Consider the following 16,445-nt stretch of genomic DNA (forward strand, 5'->3'; position numbering starts at 1 on the left):
GGTTAAAGGTTAAAGGTTAAAGGTTAAAGGTTAAAGGTTAAAGGTTAAAGGTTAAAGCGGCAATTTAAAAGATAACCACGTTACAAAGGTAGGAAATTAAACAAGTTAAGTTACTAAGTTGATAGATTATTACGGTAATAGCTTAATAAGGTAATGGATTAACAAGGTAATAGATTGCTAGCTTAGTAGATCAAATGATCAGCTCACCAAACATCTTCGTTCAAAAAACACTTTAAGCCGCTTAACGCATTAAGTAACAGTTAAACGGCATATGCTAAGTGCTTAAGCTAGACTTTTGTTAGGTCCAAACACTTCATAATGAATTTGCTCATCACTCACTTTCAAGTCTTTTAATTGTTGATAAATCGCTTTCATCATCACTACCGGTCCACAAATATAATACTCTGCGCCAGCAGGCAGTAAGTTGTGTATTTTTTGAATATCAATCAAACCTTGGTATTCACCGGACGACAGAGTATCGACTTGCTGATAAAAACAATGAGCATCAACTTTTTGCTTTTCTACTAACAAATCAAGCTCATTTTTAAATGCATGATGTTGGCGATCTTGAGCGCCATGGATAAAATGTACTTCACGCGATTCAGTTTGTTGAGTTAACGTTTCTAGCATCGCTTGCATCGGTGTAATACCTACACCGCCACTAATCAGCACAACTGGATTATCGGTTTTTTGCAATACAAACTCACCACATGGCGGTGTTACTTTAACGGTATCACCCACCTTAAATTGACTATGTAAATAATTAGAAACTAACCCTTCGCCTTGATCGTTCAACTCTTTTTTAACAGAAATACGGTAACCTTTTTTATCAAATGCACCAGATAAACTATATTGTCTAATCTGCTGATACGCCTGTCCTTCAGGTTGTAAATAAATACTAATATACTGACCTGCGGTGTATTCAGAGACTACTCCCTGATCACTAGGTTGCAAATAAAAAGAGGTGATCAAAGGTGTCTCTTGATGCATTTTTACAATAATGAAATCACGCGTATCAGACCATCCACCAGCTTTCTGAGCATTCTCTTCGTACAATGCCTTTTCTCTTTCAATAAATACATTCGCTAATATGCCATAGCCACTTGCCCACGCAGCGATGACTTCTTCACCAGGATTTAGTATCTCTTCAATAGCTTCTAATAATGCACTTCCTACTAGTGGATAATGCTCAGCTTTAATGCCTAGGCTGGCATGTTTTTGAGCAATACGCTCTACGTCACCTAAGATTACTGACAAATTATCAACATATTTTGAGAAGGCATAAACAGCCATCGCTAATGCTTGTTTTTGATTGCCCGATTTCTGGTTGGTCATGTTAAAGATATTTTTTAATTCAGGGTTTTTAGCCAGCAATATTTGATAAAAACGTCCAGTGATCTGCTCGCCATACTCAGCCAGAGCAGGTGTACTCGCTTTAATTATTTTAATTTCATTATCTGTTAACATGTGCCACCTCATTAAGTTGCATATAAAATACATATTTAAATTTAAAATGCATATTAAATACTTATTTTAAAAGATGCAATTAAAATGCATAATTAAAATTAAACGACTAAAATAAAGTAAAACAACAAATACTAATCATGGTTAAAAGGTTATCTATTGCAACTCACTAAACATACGGATTACGCCATTCGTGTATTAATTTACTTAAATACGCAAGTTGATCAGGCGCCATTATCTAAAGCAACAGATATTGCAGAACTATTTGGGATCTCCTTTAATCACCTAACAAAAGTAATTCATCATTTAGGTAAGGCAGGGTTTATTCAAACAGTACGAGGAAAAAGTGGTGGAATAAAACTGGCAAAGCCGGCTAATACAATCAATTTAGGTAACGTCATCGAAGTAATGGAAACGACTTTGTCGCCAGTTAACTGCCAAGATCCACCTTGTCGCTTAAACAGCGTTTGTTTGGTCAAACCTATTTTTCATAAAGCGATGCAGGCTTTTCTGGACGAGTTAAGAAAACATAGTTTAGCCGATATATGCATAGCTAAGAGCGATGATGTTTGGAAAGTAACACTCGATAAACCTATCGAACTATCATAAGCCTATAAAGCACTAATATCGCTTTCAAGTTAGTGCTGTTGATTAAGCACCTGATGTGAATATTGAATTATCTGTTCAGTTAGTTGTTTCATCAACTCTCCGCCTAACTGCCAACAATGCCAATACAGTGGCACTCGTACTCGTTGCTCAGGTAATAGATCCACCAGAGCCCCACTCTTAAGGTGTTGCTCGACACCAAAAGTAGTATTGAAGCTATAAGCACCGCTGGCCAATGTTAAATCTATAAATGCTTCCGAAGAACGAACAGTATGACAGGGGTAATGCCCCATCTGTAATTGAAAGTGTTCCCTCATAAATGCAAAGTGCATATCATCGTGTTGATCAAAGGACATTGCGGGGGCATGCTGCAAACTCTCTCTATTGACACCATTTTTAAAAAAACGCTGGATAAAGTCAGGGCTAGCTACACATACATATTCCATATAGCCAAGAAAATAACTGTCACTGCCGCTGATTGCTTTCGCTTTACTGGTTAAACATGCTAATGCTTCACCGCTACGCATACGCTCCCAAGTCGTTGATTCATCTTGAACAAATAGATTAAGTTGTACATTTTTTTGCTGAATGATGGGACTTAACGCATTAATCAACCAACTCGCTAAGCTATCTGCATTCACTGCTAATGGTAAAGTTTGAACTTGATTAGTTTGTAACTCAAGCTGCTGATTTAGTTCCATCTCCAATTGCAATACACGTTGATAATGCCCTAATAAAACGCGGCCTAACTCCGAAGATTGAGGTGGTGTAGAGCGAATTAATAATGGTTCACCAAATTGTTTTTCTAATGTTTTAATACGTTGAGAAATAGCAGATTGAGTAATAAATAGTCGTTGAGCAGCACGCTCGAAGCTTTGCTCCATGACAACTGCATCCAATGCTTTCAATAATTTATAATCTATTTGGCTTAAATCCATCAACTATCTCTCCATTTATCACAGTCATTAGAAAAACTAATTAAACATTAAATTTATTAGATACACTAACACTAAGAAAGTCACTATAGTAGCCATAATTAATAATCACCAACTGGAATAATATGTTCACAACCTACTTTACCGGCCTCACTTTAATGGCAACTTTAATCATGCCAATTGGTATGCAAAATGCGTTTGTACTTAATCAAGGTATTCGTCGCCAATATCACCTATTTGTAGCCGGTTTTTGCTCAATTGCCGATGCCGTATTTATGTCTGCTGGTGTATGGGGAGGTGCGAAAGTATTTAGTGCTAATCCTTGGTTATTGACAGGCATTGGGATTCTGGGCGCTGCTTTTATGTATTACTACGGCTTTCTCTCTTTCAACAGTGCTGCACAAGGTGAAAATAGGCTTAATAGTGACCATAAAAACCGTAACTTTAAAGCGATTCTATTAGCGTGTTGCGCTTTTACTATTCTTAATCCCCATGTGTATATTGATACTGTGGTCATTTTAGGTGGTTTTGCCGCGAACTTAACAGCAGATCAACGTCCATGGTTTGTTCTTGGTGGGGTAAGTGCTTCATTTATCTGGTTTTTCGGATTATCTCTATTAGGTCAAAAGCTCGCACCTATTTTATCTAAACCAAAAAGTCAGCAGATTATTGACTTTGTAATTGCCTGTATGATGTGGGTATTGGCAACTTATTTGCTATATTATGTATTCACTAATTAATACACAATAAGAAAGCGTAAAATGGTTATACAACAACAAAATACTCCACATCTAAAGTTAAAAGAACGTATCTTTGAAGTGGACCTATTACGTGGGAGCGCCATTGTATTAATGGTTATCTTCCACTTTTGTTATAACCTCGCAGTATTTGACTGGTGGGATATCAACACCAATACACAACTAGAATGGCGTATATTTAGAAGAATCATTGTTAGCGGCTTTTTACTCGCCGTCGGCATGAGCAGTTACCTCGTCTATTCACAACAAATCCGCTGGCTTAAATTAACCAAATCAACGCTAAAATTAATTGTTGTCGCTTGGTTAATTACGGTAGGAAGTGTATTTATGTACCCTAATGCATGGGTCTACTTCGGCATTATCCACTTCATCGCAATAGCACTTCCCATTGCTGCACTCTTTTCGCGTTTTCCAAATACAGCACTAATCATTGGCATTACTTGCTTGATTACCTATCAACTAGGATGGATTAGTATGCGACCACTCTGGGAATGGTCTGTTCACCATCTCCATATCCCTACAAAAACAATTGATCTAGTCAGTTTTGTCCCGTGGATTGCATCGGTATTGATTGGTATTTATCTAATGCATAAGTCATTATTTAACCTAAAAATAAAAAATAATAAGTTAACCAATAGTTTAGCTCGGTTAGGACAACACTCCTTGGCTATTTATATTCTCCACCAACCAATTATGTACGGGATCATGTTCGCTATAGCTAAAATATAAATACGTTAAATTATCTCTTACCCCTTTACCTCTTACCCATGCTAGTCCCGCATTTTAACTGGCTTCACCTAATCTTGATGCGAGCACTTAGCTAATATTTATTATATTATGTGCTTACTTATTCAACCCCACCGTTATTAGGAAGCCTATTTTGCATACGCTTGCACAATTAAAGTCAGGAAAACTACTTGGAATCAAACGTTTACAATTAGTTGAATCACTAACGGAGTTTCCAATGGAAATTTTAACGTTAGCCGATACATTAGAAATACTTGATTTATCAAACAATCAACTCAGTAGTTTGCCGAAAGAGATAGCGCAACTTAGTCATTTAAAAATTATTTTTGCTTCTAATAACCGTTTTACTGAATTACCTGATGTTTTAGGTGATTGTCGTAATTTAGAAATGGTTGGTTTTAAATCAAACCAAATTACTACGGTCAGCAGTGAATCGCTACCGCAGCAATTGCGTTGGTTAATTTTAACCGATAACAAAATATCTCAGTTACCTGAAACATTGGGCTATCGAACACGCTTGCAGAAACTAGCTTTAGCCGGCAACCAACTAAAGCGTTTACCTAAAAGTACTGATCAACTGATAAACCTAGAGCTATTAAGAATTTCGGCTAATCAATTATTAGCATTTCCAATACAGGTGCTCAATTTACCTAAACTCGCTTGGTTTGCTTTTTCCGGTAACCCATTTTGCGATAATGAGAAAAGTGATCACAAAATACCTGAGATTGATGCAACACAATATGAATTACAGGAAGTGCTTGGACAAGGTGCTTCAGGTGTTATCTATAAAGCTAAATGGAGTGCCACAGGTAATCCAGAAAAACACTTCCCTGAAAATATAGCGGTTAAAGTATTTAAGGGCGAAGTTACCAGTGATGGTTATCCTGAAGATGAACTAGATGCATGTCTAAGGGTGGGAACTCATCGTAACTTAGTTAAACCTATCGCTCAGGTTGCTCAGCCAGACCAACTCGCTTTAGTGATGGAACTGATCCCACTACACTTTAAAAATCTAGGTTTACCACCTAACTTTGATACTTGTACTCGCGACACCTTTGAGTCAGGTTTTGAGTTACCGATTTCCACTATTAAGAAAATAATTGAACAGATGCAAACCGTCTTTGAATACTTACACGACAATCAAGTTTGTCATGGCGATTTATATGCTCACAACACCTTGTTTGATGAAAAAGGCAATATTATTTTTGGGGATTTTGGTGCTGCTAGTAACTATCAAGGATTGCTACCTGTCATTCAAAGCACTATTAAAGAGATGGAAGAACGTGCATTAATTCACTTTATTGACGACCTATTGAGTGTGTGCCGCGCTGAGGATATAGACAGCCATGAATACCAAATGCTAAAAGTATTAACTGAATAGCATCTAACTAACATTAAACGAGTAACTTAAAAATTTAAGTTACTCGTTTCTAAAATAGATGATTAACGCAAATCATCTACCACTGCTAACATTGCCACTAAAGACGCTTCACCGAGCTTAATAGAACGCTCTGGAGACCATCCCATCGTTGGATCAGGTACATTATCATTATCTTTAAAAGGCATCTCTAATGTATTGGCTAAACAATCAAACTCTTCAGCTACCCAGTTTGTTGCGACCGTCATATTGGCTTCGCCTGGCGCATCAATTTCATAGCCAAATTCAGATTGAAAATCTGCACTCGCCAACTTGAATACTTCAGAGAATCTATCACGTAGCTTAGCAAGTCTATCGCTGTAACTTGGTGTACCCTGTGAACCAGCTAAAAATACAAAAGGTAAAGCTTCATCACCATGTACATCATAAAATAGATCAACACCTGTCTCTTTCATTTTATTTATAACATGGAATACTTCAGGGCTTTTCTCTAAGCTTGGATTGAGCCATTCGCGGTTTAAATTAACCCCAGCAGCATTAGTACGAAGATGTCCACGAACACTACCATCAGGGTTCATATTTGGCACAATGTAAAAATTCGCTTTATCTAATAATAATTTAGCCGTTGCATTATCACTGTCTAATAAACTGTGCAATAAGCCATCCACTAACCATTCTGCCATGGTTTCACCAGGATGCTGACGAGCAGTGATCCAAATATTACGCTTGTTAGGATCATCATCACCTACTTTAACCAATGTTAAATCACGCTGATCTAGGGTTTCTCCCAAGTGAGACAAACTAACAAGTGGATGCATTTGTACTGCGGCTAATAAATCTTGATGGCGTTCGTAACTATAAGGTGCGAAATAAGCAATTTGTATGCTTTCACAGTCCATATTAACCACAATACTTAACTTTCCATCTTTGTAGAAAGTGGGTAAGCGGAACCAATGTTGGCGATCATAAGAAGCCACAGCTTGATAATTTTCCCAACCTTCTAAATAAGAAGCCTCACCAGCATTAACAATATTCATCACATATTGCTCGCCTACTTCTCCTTCTACACGAAAGTTAAACCATTGAAAAAACTCGTTACCAACATCTGGGCGAATAGCGAGTTGAACATCTTTTTTATCTTCCAAATTAATGACTTCGATGTTCCCTGAATCGAAATTAGCGGTAATTCGCATAATCTTTCCTTTATGAATATCTTAAAGAGTTTTGAGCATAACTGATTACGCAATAACAACAAGTTTTTAAGATAATGCGCTAGGTCATAAACCGTTAAAAAAGATAAGTTGGATAACCAAAATTTGCGCTCACGCTCATCACTAAGGTCGTTGATATGTTAATTTCTTTAAATACTACAATATGACCAATTTATTAAAATGAATAAGGTAATTACAGATGAAACACAATCGATTTATTCTTCCAGCGTTACTCGCATTTACTTCTTTAGCGCAAGCAAATGTTACATTTTCAAACCCTGATGATAGCTTAGGTGAGCCGGTTAATTATCCGCAATTTCAATCGGTACTAAAAGCGTCTGAATTACAAATATCAGATCCTGAAGGTAAAAAAGGTAACAAGGAATATTTTGCGCTAGACGGTGATTTTAGTGGTCTTGTAAGTCCTTATTTTTATGTAGATAAAAAGTCTGAAGCCCTCGTATTTAAGATGAAACAGACGCATCTACGTAATGAAGTACGCGTTCATAACAACTTCCGTACTGACTTACCTAATAAACATTACACACTGAGTGCTGAAGTAGAGATGATTGATCCTGTAGGCTCAATGAAAGATTCTGACTCTAAGCAGAATGAGATAACCTTCCTACAGGTACACAATAAAGGCTTGGATAACCAAGGTACACATAATGTGCCACATCCATTATTGCGTGTCGTATGGAAAGAAGATAACAACGGCGTAAAAGGCCACTTTTGGGGCATTGTGAAAAATAATGCAGTCATCTGTAAAGGGACGTTTGGTAAAAAGAATAAAGATAAAGAGATGTGTAAAGCTGATGTTGCTTATAAGAAATATGATTTAGGCAAAGCTCCAGTTGGTAAAGCAACAGCATTTGATATCACTGTCGGTAATAAACAACTACTCATTGATGTCGATGGTAAACGTCTTGTAGAGCATGACATCGATTACTGGCGCCATCTACTAAGCTACTTTAAGGCTGGTGTTTATAACCAATTTACTCATGGTATGAGTGAAGCACACTTCTACAAATTACAATATAAAGCGACTGAAACTGAGTAAATCAATAACGAGTGTTAACTTCTGTGAGTCTTAATAAGCAGGGTTAACACTTCACTGCCTCGACAAACTTACTCAACAAAATACAACCAATACTAATAGATTAATCTATCTGTAAATATTTATGCATTTGTACCGATAAACGCCAATTACGCTCAATACATACCTTCATGCATAACGCTGTTGCCTTGGCTTTCTGTGAAATGGGTTGTAGGCTAATAGTTTTATCAGACACTGACTTTAGTTTTGCTAATAGTGCATCTAATTGTTCAATATCTTTTTCAGTGCCCACTGGGTGCTTGATTTCATTGGCACGTTGCAAAGCCTCTTTTAACACCTCTTTTTTGCCGCGCATATTTACTTTAGGTGATAACGTCACCCAAGTTTGTTGATCCACTAAGACCGGATACGTACCACTTGTTTCAATTTGAATCGTAAAACCAAACTCATGTAACACTTGAGTTAACTCTCGTAAATCATACATACAAGGCTCTCCTCCGGTAATCACAATTAAGTTAGCGGTATAACCTAAACGTTTTATCTCATCAACAATCTCTTTAGCAGAACAGTCAGCCCATCGGTCGGACTCATTACTTTTATCTGTAACAATCACTAAATCAGACTTTTTCTCCGGATCAATTTCCCAAGTATGCTTAGTATCACACCATGCACAACCAACATCACAACCTTGTAAACGAACAAAAATAGCAGGCACCCCGGTATAAAAACCTTCGCCTTGAATAGTTTGAAATAGTTCATTTACTTTATAGTTTTGACTCATTGACGTAACATGCCTTCTTTTGGATATACTTACTCACTTTAATTTGGGCTGTTTATAAGTGAATACAATAGGAAACACAAGCGTTATGAGCAAAAAGGTCGTGGTTATTTATTCTGGTGGTATGGACTCTTATACTGTTTTACATAAAGCCATTGAAGAAGGGTTAACCCCTTTTGCGCTTACTTTTGATTATGGTCAGCGCCACGTGAAAGAGATTCAAATTGCCAGCGAAGTATGTGAATCGCTTGCTATCAACCATAAAATTATCGACATCACTGCAATTAACCAGCTCATTGGCGGGTCTTCTTTAACAGATAGCTCCATTGAAGTTGCGACTGGTGATTATGATAATAACAACATGGTGAATACCGTTGTACCTAACCGCAATATGATCTTACTTTCTTTAGCGGTAGGTTACGCAGTGTCTATTGGAGCGGAAAAAGTCTATTACGGTGCTCATTCAGGTGACCATGAAATTTACCCGGATTGCCGCCCTATCTTTGTTGAGAAAATGAATGAAGTCGCAGCTGTCGCCAATTATGAGAAAACAGAAATTCATTCGCCTTATTTAAAAAGCGATAAAGTGGGCATCTTAAAAGATGGTCTACGAATGGGCCTTGATTACAGCAAAACATGGACCTGTTATAACGGGCGAGAAAAAGCCTGTGGAGAATGTGGTAGCTGTAAAGAGCGTTTAGAAGCCTTCGCTAAGAATGGTTTAAGCGACCCAATTAGCTACGAAGCTTAACGATTAAAACTCAATACTGAGGAATAACATGGCTAATATTAATATCGACTTTACCCAAAAAGTAGTTATCGATACACAAAAGCAAGCTTGGATAAACAGTCCAATGGCTGGTGTATTGCGTAAACCATTAGCCAGATCCGAAGATGAAGTGCATATTACTAGCATTGTAGAATATGCACCGCAGTCTTACTTTAGTGAGCACCCTCACCCACAAGGTGAAGAGATCTTTGTATTAGAAGGTGTATTTTCTGATCAAGATGGCGATTACACCGCAGGTACTTACTTGCGTAATCCGCCAAACAGCCGCCATAAACCTTTCAGTGAACCAGGTTGTTTAATTTTTGTAAAACTCAATCAATTTGATGATACCGACCTACAATCAGTGCGCATCAATACTCAAAAAGCACCTTGGCTACAGGGAATCGGTAACTTACAAGTAATGCCTCTACATGACTTTGAAGGCCAACATACCGCACTCGTAAAATGGCCAGCAGGCGAACACTTCAAACCACATAAACACTTTGGAGGTGAAGAGATCTTAGTGATTTCAGGAACTTTCCAAGATGAGTTTGGTCTTTACCCGACGCATACTTGGATCCGTAGCCCTCATATGAGTGAACATAATCCGTTTGTTGAAGAAGAAACGATTATTTTGGTGAAGACAGGACACTTACCGATTTAAATCACCAGATTAATGAATGGTAATAGCGAATAAAGTAAGCAGGATTAGCGCCAATATTTAACTATTTCAAGCTCTGCTATTCCAAATTAATGATTTTTTTTATAAAATGTGAAGTTACGCCGTTATTTGGCATGCTTTTTCCTATTCATACGTTTTTAATCAGAGAGCTGAAATGTTACTAGATCCTTATTATATCCAGCAAGACAGCAACATCACCATTAGTGCAGAGCAAGCAAGTATCTTTGCCAAAAAAGAATGCCAAGACTTCAACCCTATTCATGACCCTGACTCAAAAAGATTCTGTGTACCTGGCGATCTATTGTTTTCATTAGCATTAAAAGAATACGGTGTAAGCAAATCAATGAGTTTCACTTTCACCAACATGGTGGGTGACAATATTCCATTGACCTTTCCTGAAGCAACAAGCGACGATATTGTGGTTACAAATGCACAAGGTAAAAGCGTATTAGAAATCAACAAATCAGGTGAAATGACACAAGATTTAGACTTAATTGAATCACTAATCAAAAACTACGTTGTGTTCTCTGGTCAAAACTTCCCAACACTATTAATGCCGTTAATGAAAAAGCATCAAGTGATGTTTAATCCTGCTCGACCATTAGTAATGTATAACAGTATGAGTTTTGAATTTGATAGCCTCACGTTAACCAATCCTCTGCGTGTAGAATTAGCTGAAAGTAAGCTAGAAGTTGAATCAAAACGTGCTAACGAATTCTTACATTTTGATATTTATGACGGTGATAAAATCATCGGCCGTGGTATTAAAACGGTAGTCGTTGGTGGTTTAAAACCTTATGACCATGATGCTATTACCGCATTTGCTGATAACTACCTAGCAAACCGCAACGCATTTTAATCTCGCGTTAAAAGCTTAAAGTAGCACCAACATATTAATGATTGGTGCTTATAATCCCCATTCTCAATAGCTAAACCTCACAACACATCAACGAAACCGTAAATTATCACTGGATAATTGGTCTATGGATGTTTTTCCCATTAGCTTCATATCTCGCTCTAACTCAGCCTTCATCAAACCTAGTGCCCTTTCCACACCAGGTTGACCAGCTGCTGCTAATGGATATAAATACATTCGCCCTATTCCTACTGCTTTTGCACCCAGTGACAAGGCCTTTAAAACATGTGTCCCACGTTGTATACCGCTATCAAAAATCACATCAATCTCATCGCCAACCTCTTCTACAATTTCAGCTAACTGATCAAAAGAGCTGCGCGAACCATCTAACTGTCGACCACCATGGTTAGAGATGATAATACCGGTACAACCTATTTCGACCGCTTTTCTTGCATCTTCCTTACTCATGATCCCTTTCAAGCAAAATTGGCCATCCCAAAATTTCACCATCTCAGCAACATCATCCCAATTCATCGATGGATCCAACATAGTTGTAAAATAGTCACCAATCGACGTAGCTCCACTACCCATATTCACATGTTGATCAAGTTGAGGCAGACTGAAAGGCTCATGAATTACATAATTAATTCCCCACATTGGCTTCAATACAAACTGCAACATACCACTTAAATTCAGCCTAAATGGAATTGAAAAACCCGTTCTTAAATCACGCTCACGGTTACCTCCTGTAATGGAATCAACGGTTAGCATCATTACTTCTACCCCGGCTGATTTAGCACGCTCCATCATCGCTTTATTCAAAGCCCGGTCTTTATGAAAATAGAATTGATAAACTTGTGGTGTATTGGTCTGTTTGGCTATTTCCTCCATGCTGACAGTGCCTAATGAAGACACGCCAAACATGGTACCGTATTTCTCTGCAGCCGCTGCTACAGCTCTCTCACCTTGATGATGGAATAAACGTTGTAATGCCGTAGGTGAGCAATATATTGGCATATCGAGCTTTTGCCCCATCACTGTTACTGATAAATCCACCTCCTTCACTCCTGTTAATACATTCGGTATTAAATCACAGGTTTCAAAAGCACTGGTATTACGACGGTAAGTGGTTTCATCATCGGAGCCACCATCAATATAATTAAAAATAGGACCGGGCAAACGCTTTTTTGCCAGGGTACGAAAATCTTGAAAGTTATGGCAATCTTTTAATCTCATGAATGACAAGGTCACAGCAGTATTCCTTCTTTATTGAGTATTTGTGAATCAGCACTTGTCATTCACTATAGTCCTGGTTTTATTTGCGATAAATACAACATAAAATAATAAACTATTTTCTAAAACGTCGTAATCATTATGAACTCAGCAGATTTAACCTTATTTGTATACGTAGCGGACAACGGATCTTTCAGTAAGGCAGCACAACTCGCTGATCTATCAACGCCTGCATTAAGCAAAAGAATCACCAAATTAGAACAAGCACTAGGGGTACAATTAATTCACCGCACCACGCGACGCCTGAGTTTGACGGAAGCTGGAGAAAACTTATATATTCATGCTAAAAATATTGAGGGGCAAGTCAGTGATGCTATTGCCTCTGTTTCTGCATTTAGCCAAGGGTTAAGCGGACACATCAAAATTTCAGTCCCCACTATCTCAGGTGAACTGTTATTGGCAGAAGCGATTGCTGACTTTTGTGACTTATACCCTAATATTTCCGTCGATATACGCCTTGAAAACAACTTTGTTAACTTAGTTGAAGAAGGGTTAGATTTAGCAGTACGTACTGGTACATTAGAGGATTCAAGTCTTATCGCAAAACCGCTAATCCAATCTAACTGGGTAGTGTGTTGCTCACCCGACTATCAAAAAAAACACGGTGAAGTGACCAGCCTCGAAGACTTAAAAACACGTAATTGCCTTGCTTATACATATCAGGCTCAAGGCTCTTTCGATTGGCGGTTTACTAAAGATGGCATAGCAGAAACGGTGCGCATTAGTGGTAACTTAGCCACCAACAACTCGCAAGCATTGCGTAAAGCGGCATTAGCAGGATTTGGCATCGTTTACGTGCCACGGTGTTGTGTATATCCAGACTTACAAAAAGGCGAACTTATTACCATTCTCCCTGATTATACGCCAAGGCAGCTCGGTGTTTACGCCATCTACCCTTTTACCAAACATCTACCCGAAAAACTAAAACGATTAATCGAGCATATTAAACAAGCCTATCAACACAAAAAAGAATATTTTTAGTCGAACAAATTCAATCAAACAAGTAAGACGAATACGCTCCTTACAAATTTTATTAAAAAATTTTACTGTAGCTCTTGAAAACTATTTTTAACCACCCTAAATATAATAGTGTGATGCGATGACACATTGATAACGACTCATCGCTTATTGTTTTATTTTATTTACTCCAAGGAGACTTATTATGAATACAATTGATTTAACTCCTCTTTATCGTAATAGCGTTGGCTTTGACCGCTTAGCTTCATTGATTGATAACGCATTAAGCACAGATACAAAAGCATCAGGGTACCCACCTTATAATATCGAAGTATTGGGTGAAAACGAGTATACGATATCGCTTGCTGTCGCAGGTTTTTCACAAGATGAGTTAGATATTCAAGTTGAAAAAGGCGTATTAAGTGTTTCAGGCAAAAAACATAATACGCAAGACGATCGTAAATATTTACACCAAGGGATACCAAACCAATCCTTTGAACGTAAATTCAATTTAGCAGATTATGTCGAGGTAACGGGCGCAGATCTTTCTAATGGTTTATTAAATATCAATTTAGTTAAAGAGATACCAGAAACCATGAAGCCGAAGAAGATTTCAATCAATCAAACGGATAAATCGTTAACTCATCAAAAAGAAGAAAAAGTGATTAACGATAACAGCAAAAACAAAGACAAAGTCGCTTAATATCTTTTCTCAACAGGATAAAGTGGGCAAAAAGAGGCAGTAAAGCTGCCTCTTTACTTTAGAAAACCTTAAAATCACTGTACCACTACACATAGTATAATCAACAGCAACGCTGATGATGAATTGCGAGGAATGACTCATAAAATATAAATATAATATGCATTAAAAATGCCACTAAAAATATTAGTCATTAAAATTTATAGACACACTACACTTCCATTTCTTATAGAAATTCGACATTACATACTCAAACAAAATAACTATTAATAATTTAAGATCGCTAATTATTGTTATTCTTTGTATTTTCCCCTATATAAATCATAATTACATGTATAATATTACCTAATTTAAGTAAGCTGCAATTGAGGTTGGATGTGAATATGGACATAACACATAAAGAATTACCAAATAGTAATAACAGCGATTTATATCTTTCAATTCTTCTTAAAAACACACCTGAAGAAAAAACAGCTGTTTTACGGGAATACCGTAAAAGAATGGATAAAGAGAAAGGCTTAGAGCACTCTTTATTACAACAAAATAATGATGTTATGACTGCCGTTCAAAACCTAGTTGATTCATCAAATGAAAAGCAAATTTTAATTTCTCTCGAAATAGAGAATATATTATTGTCTGAACTTGAATCTTGCCAACAAGCAATTGATAAACATAAAGTATTAATAAAGAGCTTAGAAAAACAGCTTATTCAAAAGCGTGAAAATGAAAAGTCTGTCATTCAATCGATTAGAAAGTTTAAAGAAGACAACCAAAGAGAGATGACTAGACTAGTAACATCTCATCAAGAAGAGTTAGCAAGATTAACAGCCTCTCATCAAGAAGAACTCAGAAAAATAACTGAAAATGAAACATCTCCGTCATTTGAGATGAATTCACTTCCTTTTGAATCAGAAGCGACTGTTGAAGATATTATTTTTGATAAAGAATTAGCAACAGAACCAACTCCTCAACCTGACACTGAAGCACTTTTTTATAAACTAACTACTTGGCCAGATTTTAATGATTTGACAAAAGGAGATAGAATTATTCCATTAGCGACTCGATTAATGGCACAGCAAATGTCTTTAAAACAAATGGAAAACTTTTTAGGTGGCCCAACTGAAAAACAGAGGTTATTGCGATTTATTGATGAATTGACTTCGATTGGTTTATTAACCAGTACAAATACTAAAGAAGAACCACAGGTTACAAGTGACAAACCAGAAAAAAATAATCGATTACAGTTATTCAAACGCATTCGTTCATCTTTAGGGATATAGTAATGACACAATTAACAGAAAAAATAATTTTTGCAGGATCAATGGGTTCTGGAAAGACAACTGCAATAAAGTCAATTAGTGAAATAGAGCCAGTATCAACAGAAGTTGATAACAATGATACAGAGCAAAGTAACAAACAGTTAACGACCATGGCTATGGACTTTGGTACTTTGACGTTAAGTGATGAATCTAAGCTTTTACTATACGGTACACCAGGTCAAGAACGATTAAGCTTTATGTGGTCAGTTATTTCTGATGGTTCATTAGGCGTTATTATTTTAATTGATAATTCAATATCAGATCCACTGTCTAATCTAGATATATACTTAAAAGGTTTCTCGGATTTAATTGATCAATCAAAAGCCGTTATAGGTATTACTAAAAGCGATCTTAATCATCAAGTAGATGTTCTAGCTTATCATGACTACCTCAAATCAAAAGGTCTATCCATACCTGTATTTACTGTTGATGTAAGACAAAAAGACGACGTATTGATACTACTAGATGGTTTAATTAGCCTTTGTGAATCAAAATATATTCTAGGAGAATGAATACAATGCTTTTAGTTGAAAAGTTTTTTGGTGCTAATAAAATTGATGAGATAAATTCAGTTTTACAAAGCTTTGTTGACAACACACAACATATCAATTCAGCGGTTATTTCGACTACAGATGGTTTTTGTATTGCCTCTTCTAAGTCTAATGGTATTTCACATGAAAAGTTATCGGCAATGAGTGGTTCAATTCATGCTCTTGCGAAATCCATTTCTCATGAGATTTCAGGTGATGATTGTGACATGTTGATACTTGAAAGTAATTTGAAAAAAATAATTTGGTGTACAATACAAACTAAAGCAACTACAGTTGTTATGACGTTTATTTCTGAAGATAATAAACTACTTGGCGAGTTGCTTTTTTCAGCAAAGCAATGTTGTACGCTGATTCAAAACATTCTTAATGATGATAACTAAACTA

The 16,445-nt window shown here is 36.9% G+C and carries 18 protein-coding genes; 13 read left to right on the plus strand and 5 right to left on the minus strand.

What is annotated here, in order from left to right; genetic code table 11:
• Nucleotides 1-282: 282 nt before the first annotated feature.
• The gene (gene hmpA, locus V5290_RS12070; protein ID WP_333385969.1) at nt 283-1,467 is read right to left on the minus strand and encodes an NO-inducible flavohemoprotein; all 1,185 of its coding nucleotides are present in this window, start codon (nt 1,465-1,467) and stop codon (nt 283-285) included.
• A gap of 156 nt (nt 1,468-1,623) precedes the next feature.
• Here hmpA and V5290_RS12075 point away from each other — a divergent pair, with 156 nt between their 5' ends.
• A complete protein-coding gene (locus V5290_RS12075; RefSeq protein WP_333385972.1) occupies nt 1,624-2,073 on the plus strand; it encodes an Rrf2 family transcriptional regulator in 450 nt (149 codons plus the stop codon).
• A gap of 29 nt (nt 2,074-2,102) precedes the next feature.
• Here V5290_RS12075 and V5290_RS12080 read toward each other — a convergent pair whose 3' ends face one another.
• Nucleotides 2,103-3,008, minus strand: coding sequence for a LysR family transcriptional regulator ArgP (locus V5290_RS12080; RefSeq protein ID WP_333385975.1), 906 nt, complete (start codon nt 3,006-3,008; stop codon nt 2,103-2,105).
• A 122-nt stretch (nt 3,009-3,130) separates the two neighbouring features.
• On the opposite strand from V5290_RS12080, the gene V5290_RS12085 reads away from it, so the two are divergent.
• The 3 genes from V5290_RS12085 to V5290_RS12095 all read left to right on the plus strand — a co-directional run bounded on the left by V5290_RS12085 (nt 3,131) and on the right by V5290_RS12095 (nt 5,891).
• Nucleotides 3,131-3,745 carry a LysE/ArgO family amino acid transporter gene (locus V5290_RS12085; protein ID WP_333385978.1) on the plus strand — a complete coding sequence of 205 codons (615 nt, stop codon included), beginning with the start codon at nt 3,131-3,133 and terminating at the stop codon, nt 3,743-3,745.
• Between the two features lie 21 nt (nt 3,746-3,766).
• A complete protein-coding gene (locus V5290_RS12090; protein WP_333385980.1) occupies nt 3,767-4,492 on the plus strand; it encodes a heparan-alpha-glucosaminide N-acetyltransferase in 726 nt (241 codons plus the stop codon).
• Between the two features lie 151 nt (nt 4,493-4,643).
• Nucleotides 4,644-5,891, plus strand: a complete 1,248-nt coding sequence (locus V5290_RS12095) for a leucine-rich repeat-containing protein kinase family protein (protein WP_333385984.1) — start codon at nt 4,644-4,646, stop codon at nt 5,889-5,891.
• A gap of 62 nt (nt 5,892-5,953) precedes the next feature.
• On the opposite strand, the gene V5290_RS12100 is transcribed toward V5290_RS12095, so the two are convergent.
• Nucleotides 5,954-7,081, minus strand: coding sequence for a M14 family metallopeptidase (locus tag V5290_RS12100; RefSeq protein ID WP_333385986.1), 1,128 nt, complete (start codon nt 7,079-7,081; stop codon nt 5,954-5,956).
• 217 nt (nt 7,082-7,298) lie between these two features.
• Here V5290_RS12100 and V5290_RS12105 point away from each other — a divergent pair, with 217 nt between their 5' ends.
• A complete protein-coding gene (locus V5290_RS12105) occupies nt 7,299-8,159 on the plus strand; it encodes a polysaccharide lyase family 7 protein (protein ID WP_333385989.1) in 861 nt (286 codons plus the stop codon).
• Between the two features lie 100 nt (nt 8,160-8,259).
• Here V5290_RS12105 and queE read toward each other — a convergent pair whose 3' ends face one another.
• A complete protein-coding gene (gene queE / locus V5290_RS12110) occupies nt 8,260-8,937 on the minus strand; it encodes a 7-carboxy-7-deazaguanine synthase QueE (RefSeq protein ID WP_333385993.1) in 678 nt (225 codons plus the stop codon).
• Between the two features lie 85 nt (nt 8,938-9,022).
• On the opposite strand from queE, the gene queC reads away from it, so the two are divergent.
• From queC to V5290_RS12125, 3 genes are all read left to right on the plus strand, one after another.
• The gene (queC, locus tag V5290_RS12115; protein WP_333385996.1) at nt 9,023-9,685 is read left to right on the plus strand and encodes a 7-cyano-7-deazaguanine synthase QueC; all 663 of its coding nucleotides are present in this window, start codon (nt 9,023-9,025) and stop codon (nt 9,683-9,685) included.
• Nucleotides 9,686-9,713: 28 nt separating this feature from the next.
• Nucleotides 9,714-10,367, plus strand: a complete 654-nt coding sequence (locus V5290_RS12120) for a cupin domain-containing protein (RefSeq protein ID WP_333385998.1) — start codon at nt 9,714-9,716, stop codon at nt 10,365-10,367.
• A 172-nt stretch (nt 10,368-10,539) separates the two neighbouring features.
• Complete coding sequence (locus V5290_RS12125) at nt 10,540-11,244, plus strand: DUF3581 domain-containing protein (protein ID WP_333386001.1); 705 nt, start codon at nt 10,540-10,542, stop codon at nt 11,242-11,244.
• An 87-nt stretch (nt 11,245-11,331) separates the two neighbouring features.
• Here V5290_RS12125 and V5290_RS12130 read toward each other — a convergent pair whose 3' ends face one another.
• A complete protein-coding gene (locus V5290_RS12130; RefSeq protein WP_333386005.1) occupies nt 11,332-12,492 on the minus strand; it encodes an alpha-hydroxy acid oxidase in 1,161 nt (386 codons plus the stop codon).
• Nucleotides 12,493-12,615: 123 nt separating this feature from the next.
• On the opposite strand from V5290_RS12130, the gene V5290_RS12135 reads away from it, so the two are divergent.
• The 5 genes from V5290_RS12135 to V5290_RS12155 all read left to right on the plus strand — a co-directional run bounded on the left by V5290_RS12135 (nt 12,616) and on the right by V5290_RS12155 (nt 16,441).
• Nucleotides 12,616-13,515 (plus strand): LysR family transcriptional regulator, encoded by a 900-nt coding sequence (locus tag V5290_RS12135; RefSeq protein WP_333386007.1) that lies wholly within the window; start codon nt 12,616-12,618, stop codon nt 13,513-13,515.
• 181 nt (nt 13,516-13,696) lie between these two features.
• The gene (locus V5290_RS12140) at nt 13,697-14,194 is read left to right on the plus strand and encodes an Hsp20 family protein (protein WP_333386010.1); all 498 of its coding nucleotides are present in this window, start codon (nt 13,697-13,699) and stop codon (nt 14,192-14,194) included.
• A 380-nt stretch (nt 14,195-14,574) separates the two neighbouring features.
• Entirely contained in the window at nt 14,575-15,471 is an 897-nt protein-coding gene (locus V5290_RS12145) for a hypothetical protein (protein WP_333386012.1), read from the plus strand.
• A 2-nt stretch (nt 15,472-15,473) separates the two neighbouring features.
• Complete coding sequence (locus V5290_RS12150; RefSeq protein WP_333386015.1) at nt 15,474-16,022, plus strand: GTP-binding protein; 549 nt, start codon at nt 15,474-15,476, stop codon at nt 16,020-16,022.
• A gap of 5 nt (nt 16,023-16,027) precedes the next feature.
• Nucleotides 16,028-16,441, plus strand: coding sequence for a roadblock/LC7 domain-containing protein (locus tag V5290_RS12155; RefSeq protein ID WP_333386017.1), 414 nt, complete (start codon nt 16,028-16,030; stop codon nt 16,439-16,441).
• The last annotated feature ends 4 nt before the right edge of the window (nt 16,442-16,445 follow it).

This window comes from Psychromonas arctica (genome assembly GCF_036697365.1).
Lineage (GTDB): Bacteria > Pseudomonadota > Gammaproteobacteria > Enterobacterales > Psychromonadaceae > Psychromonas > Psychromonas arctica_A.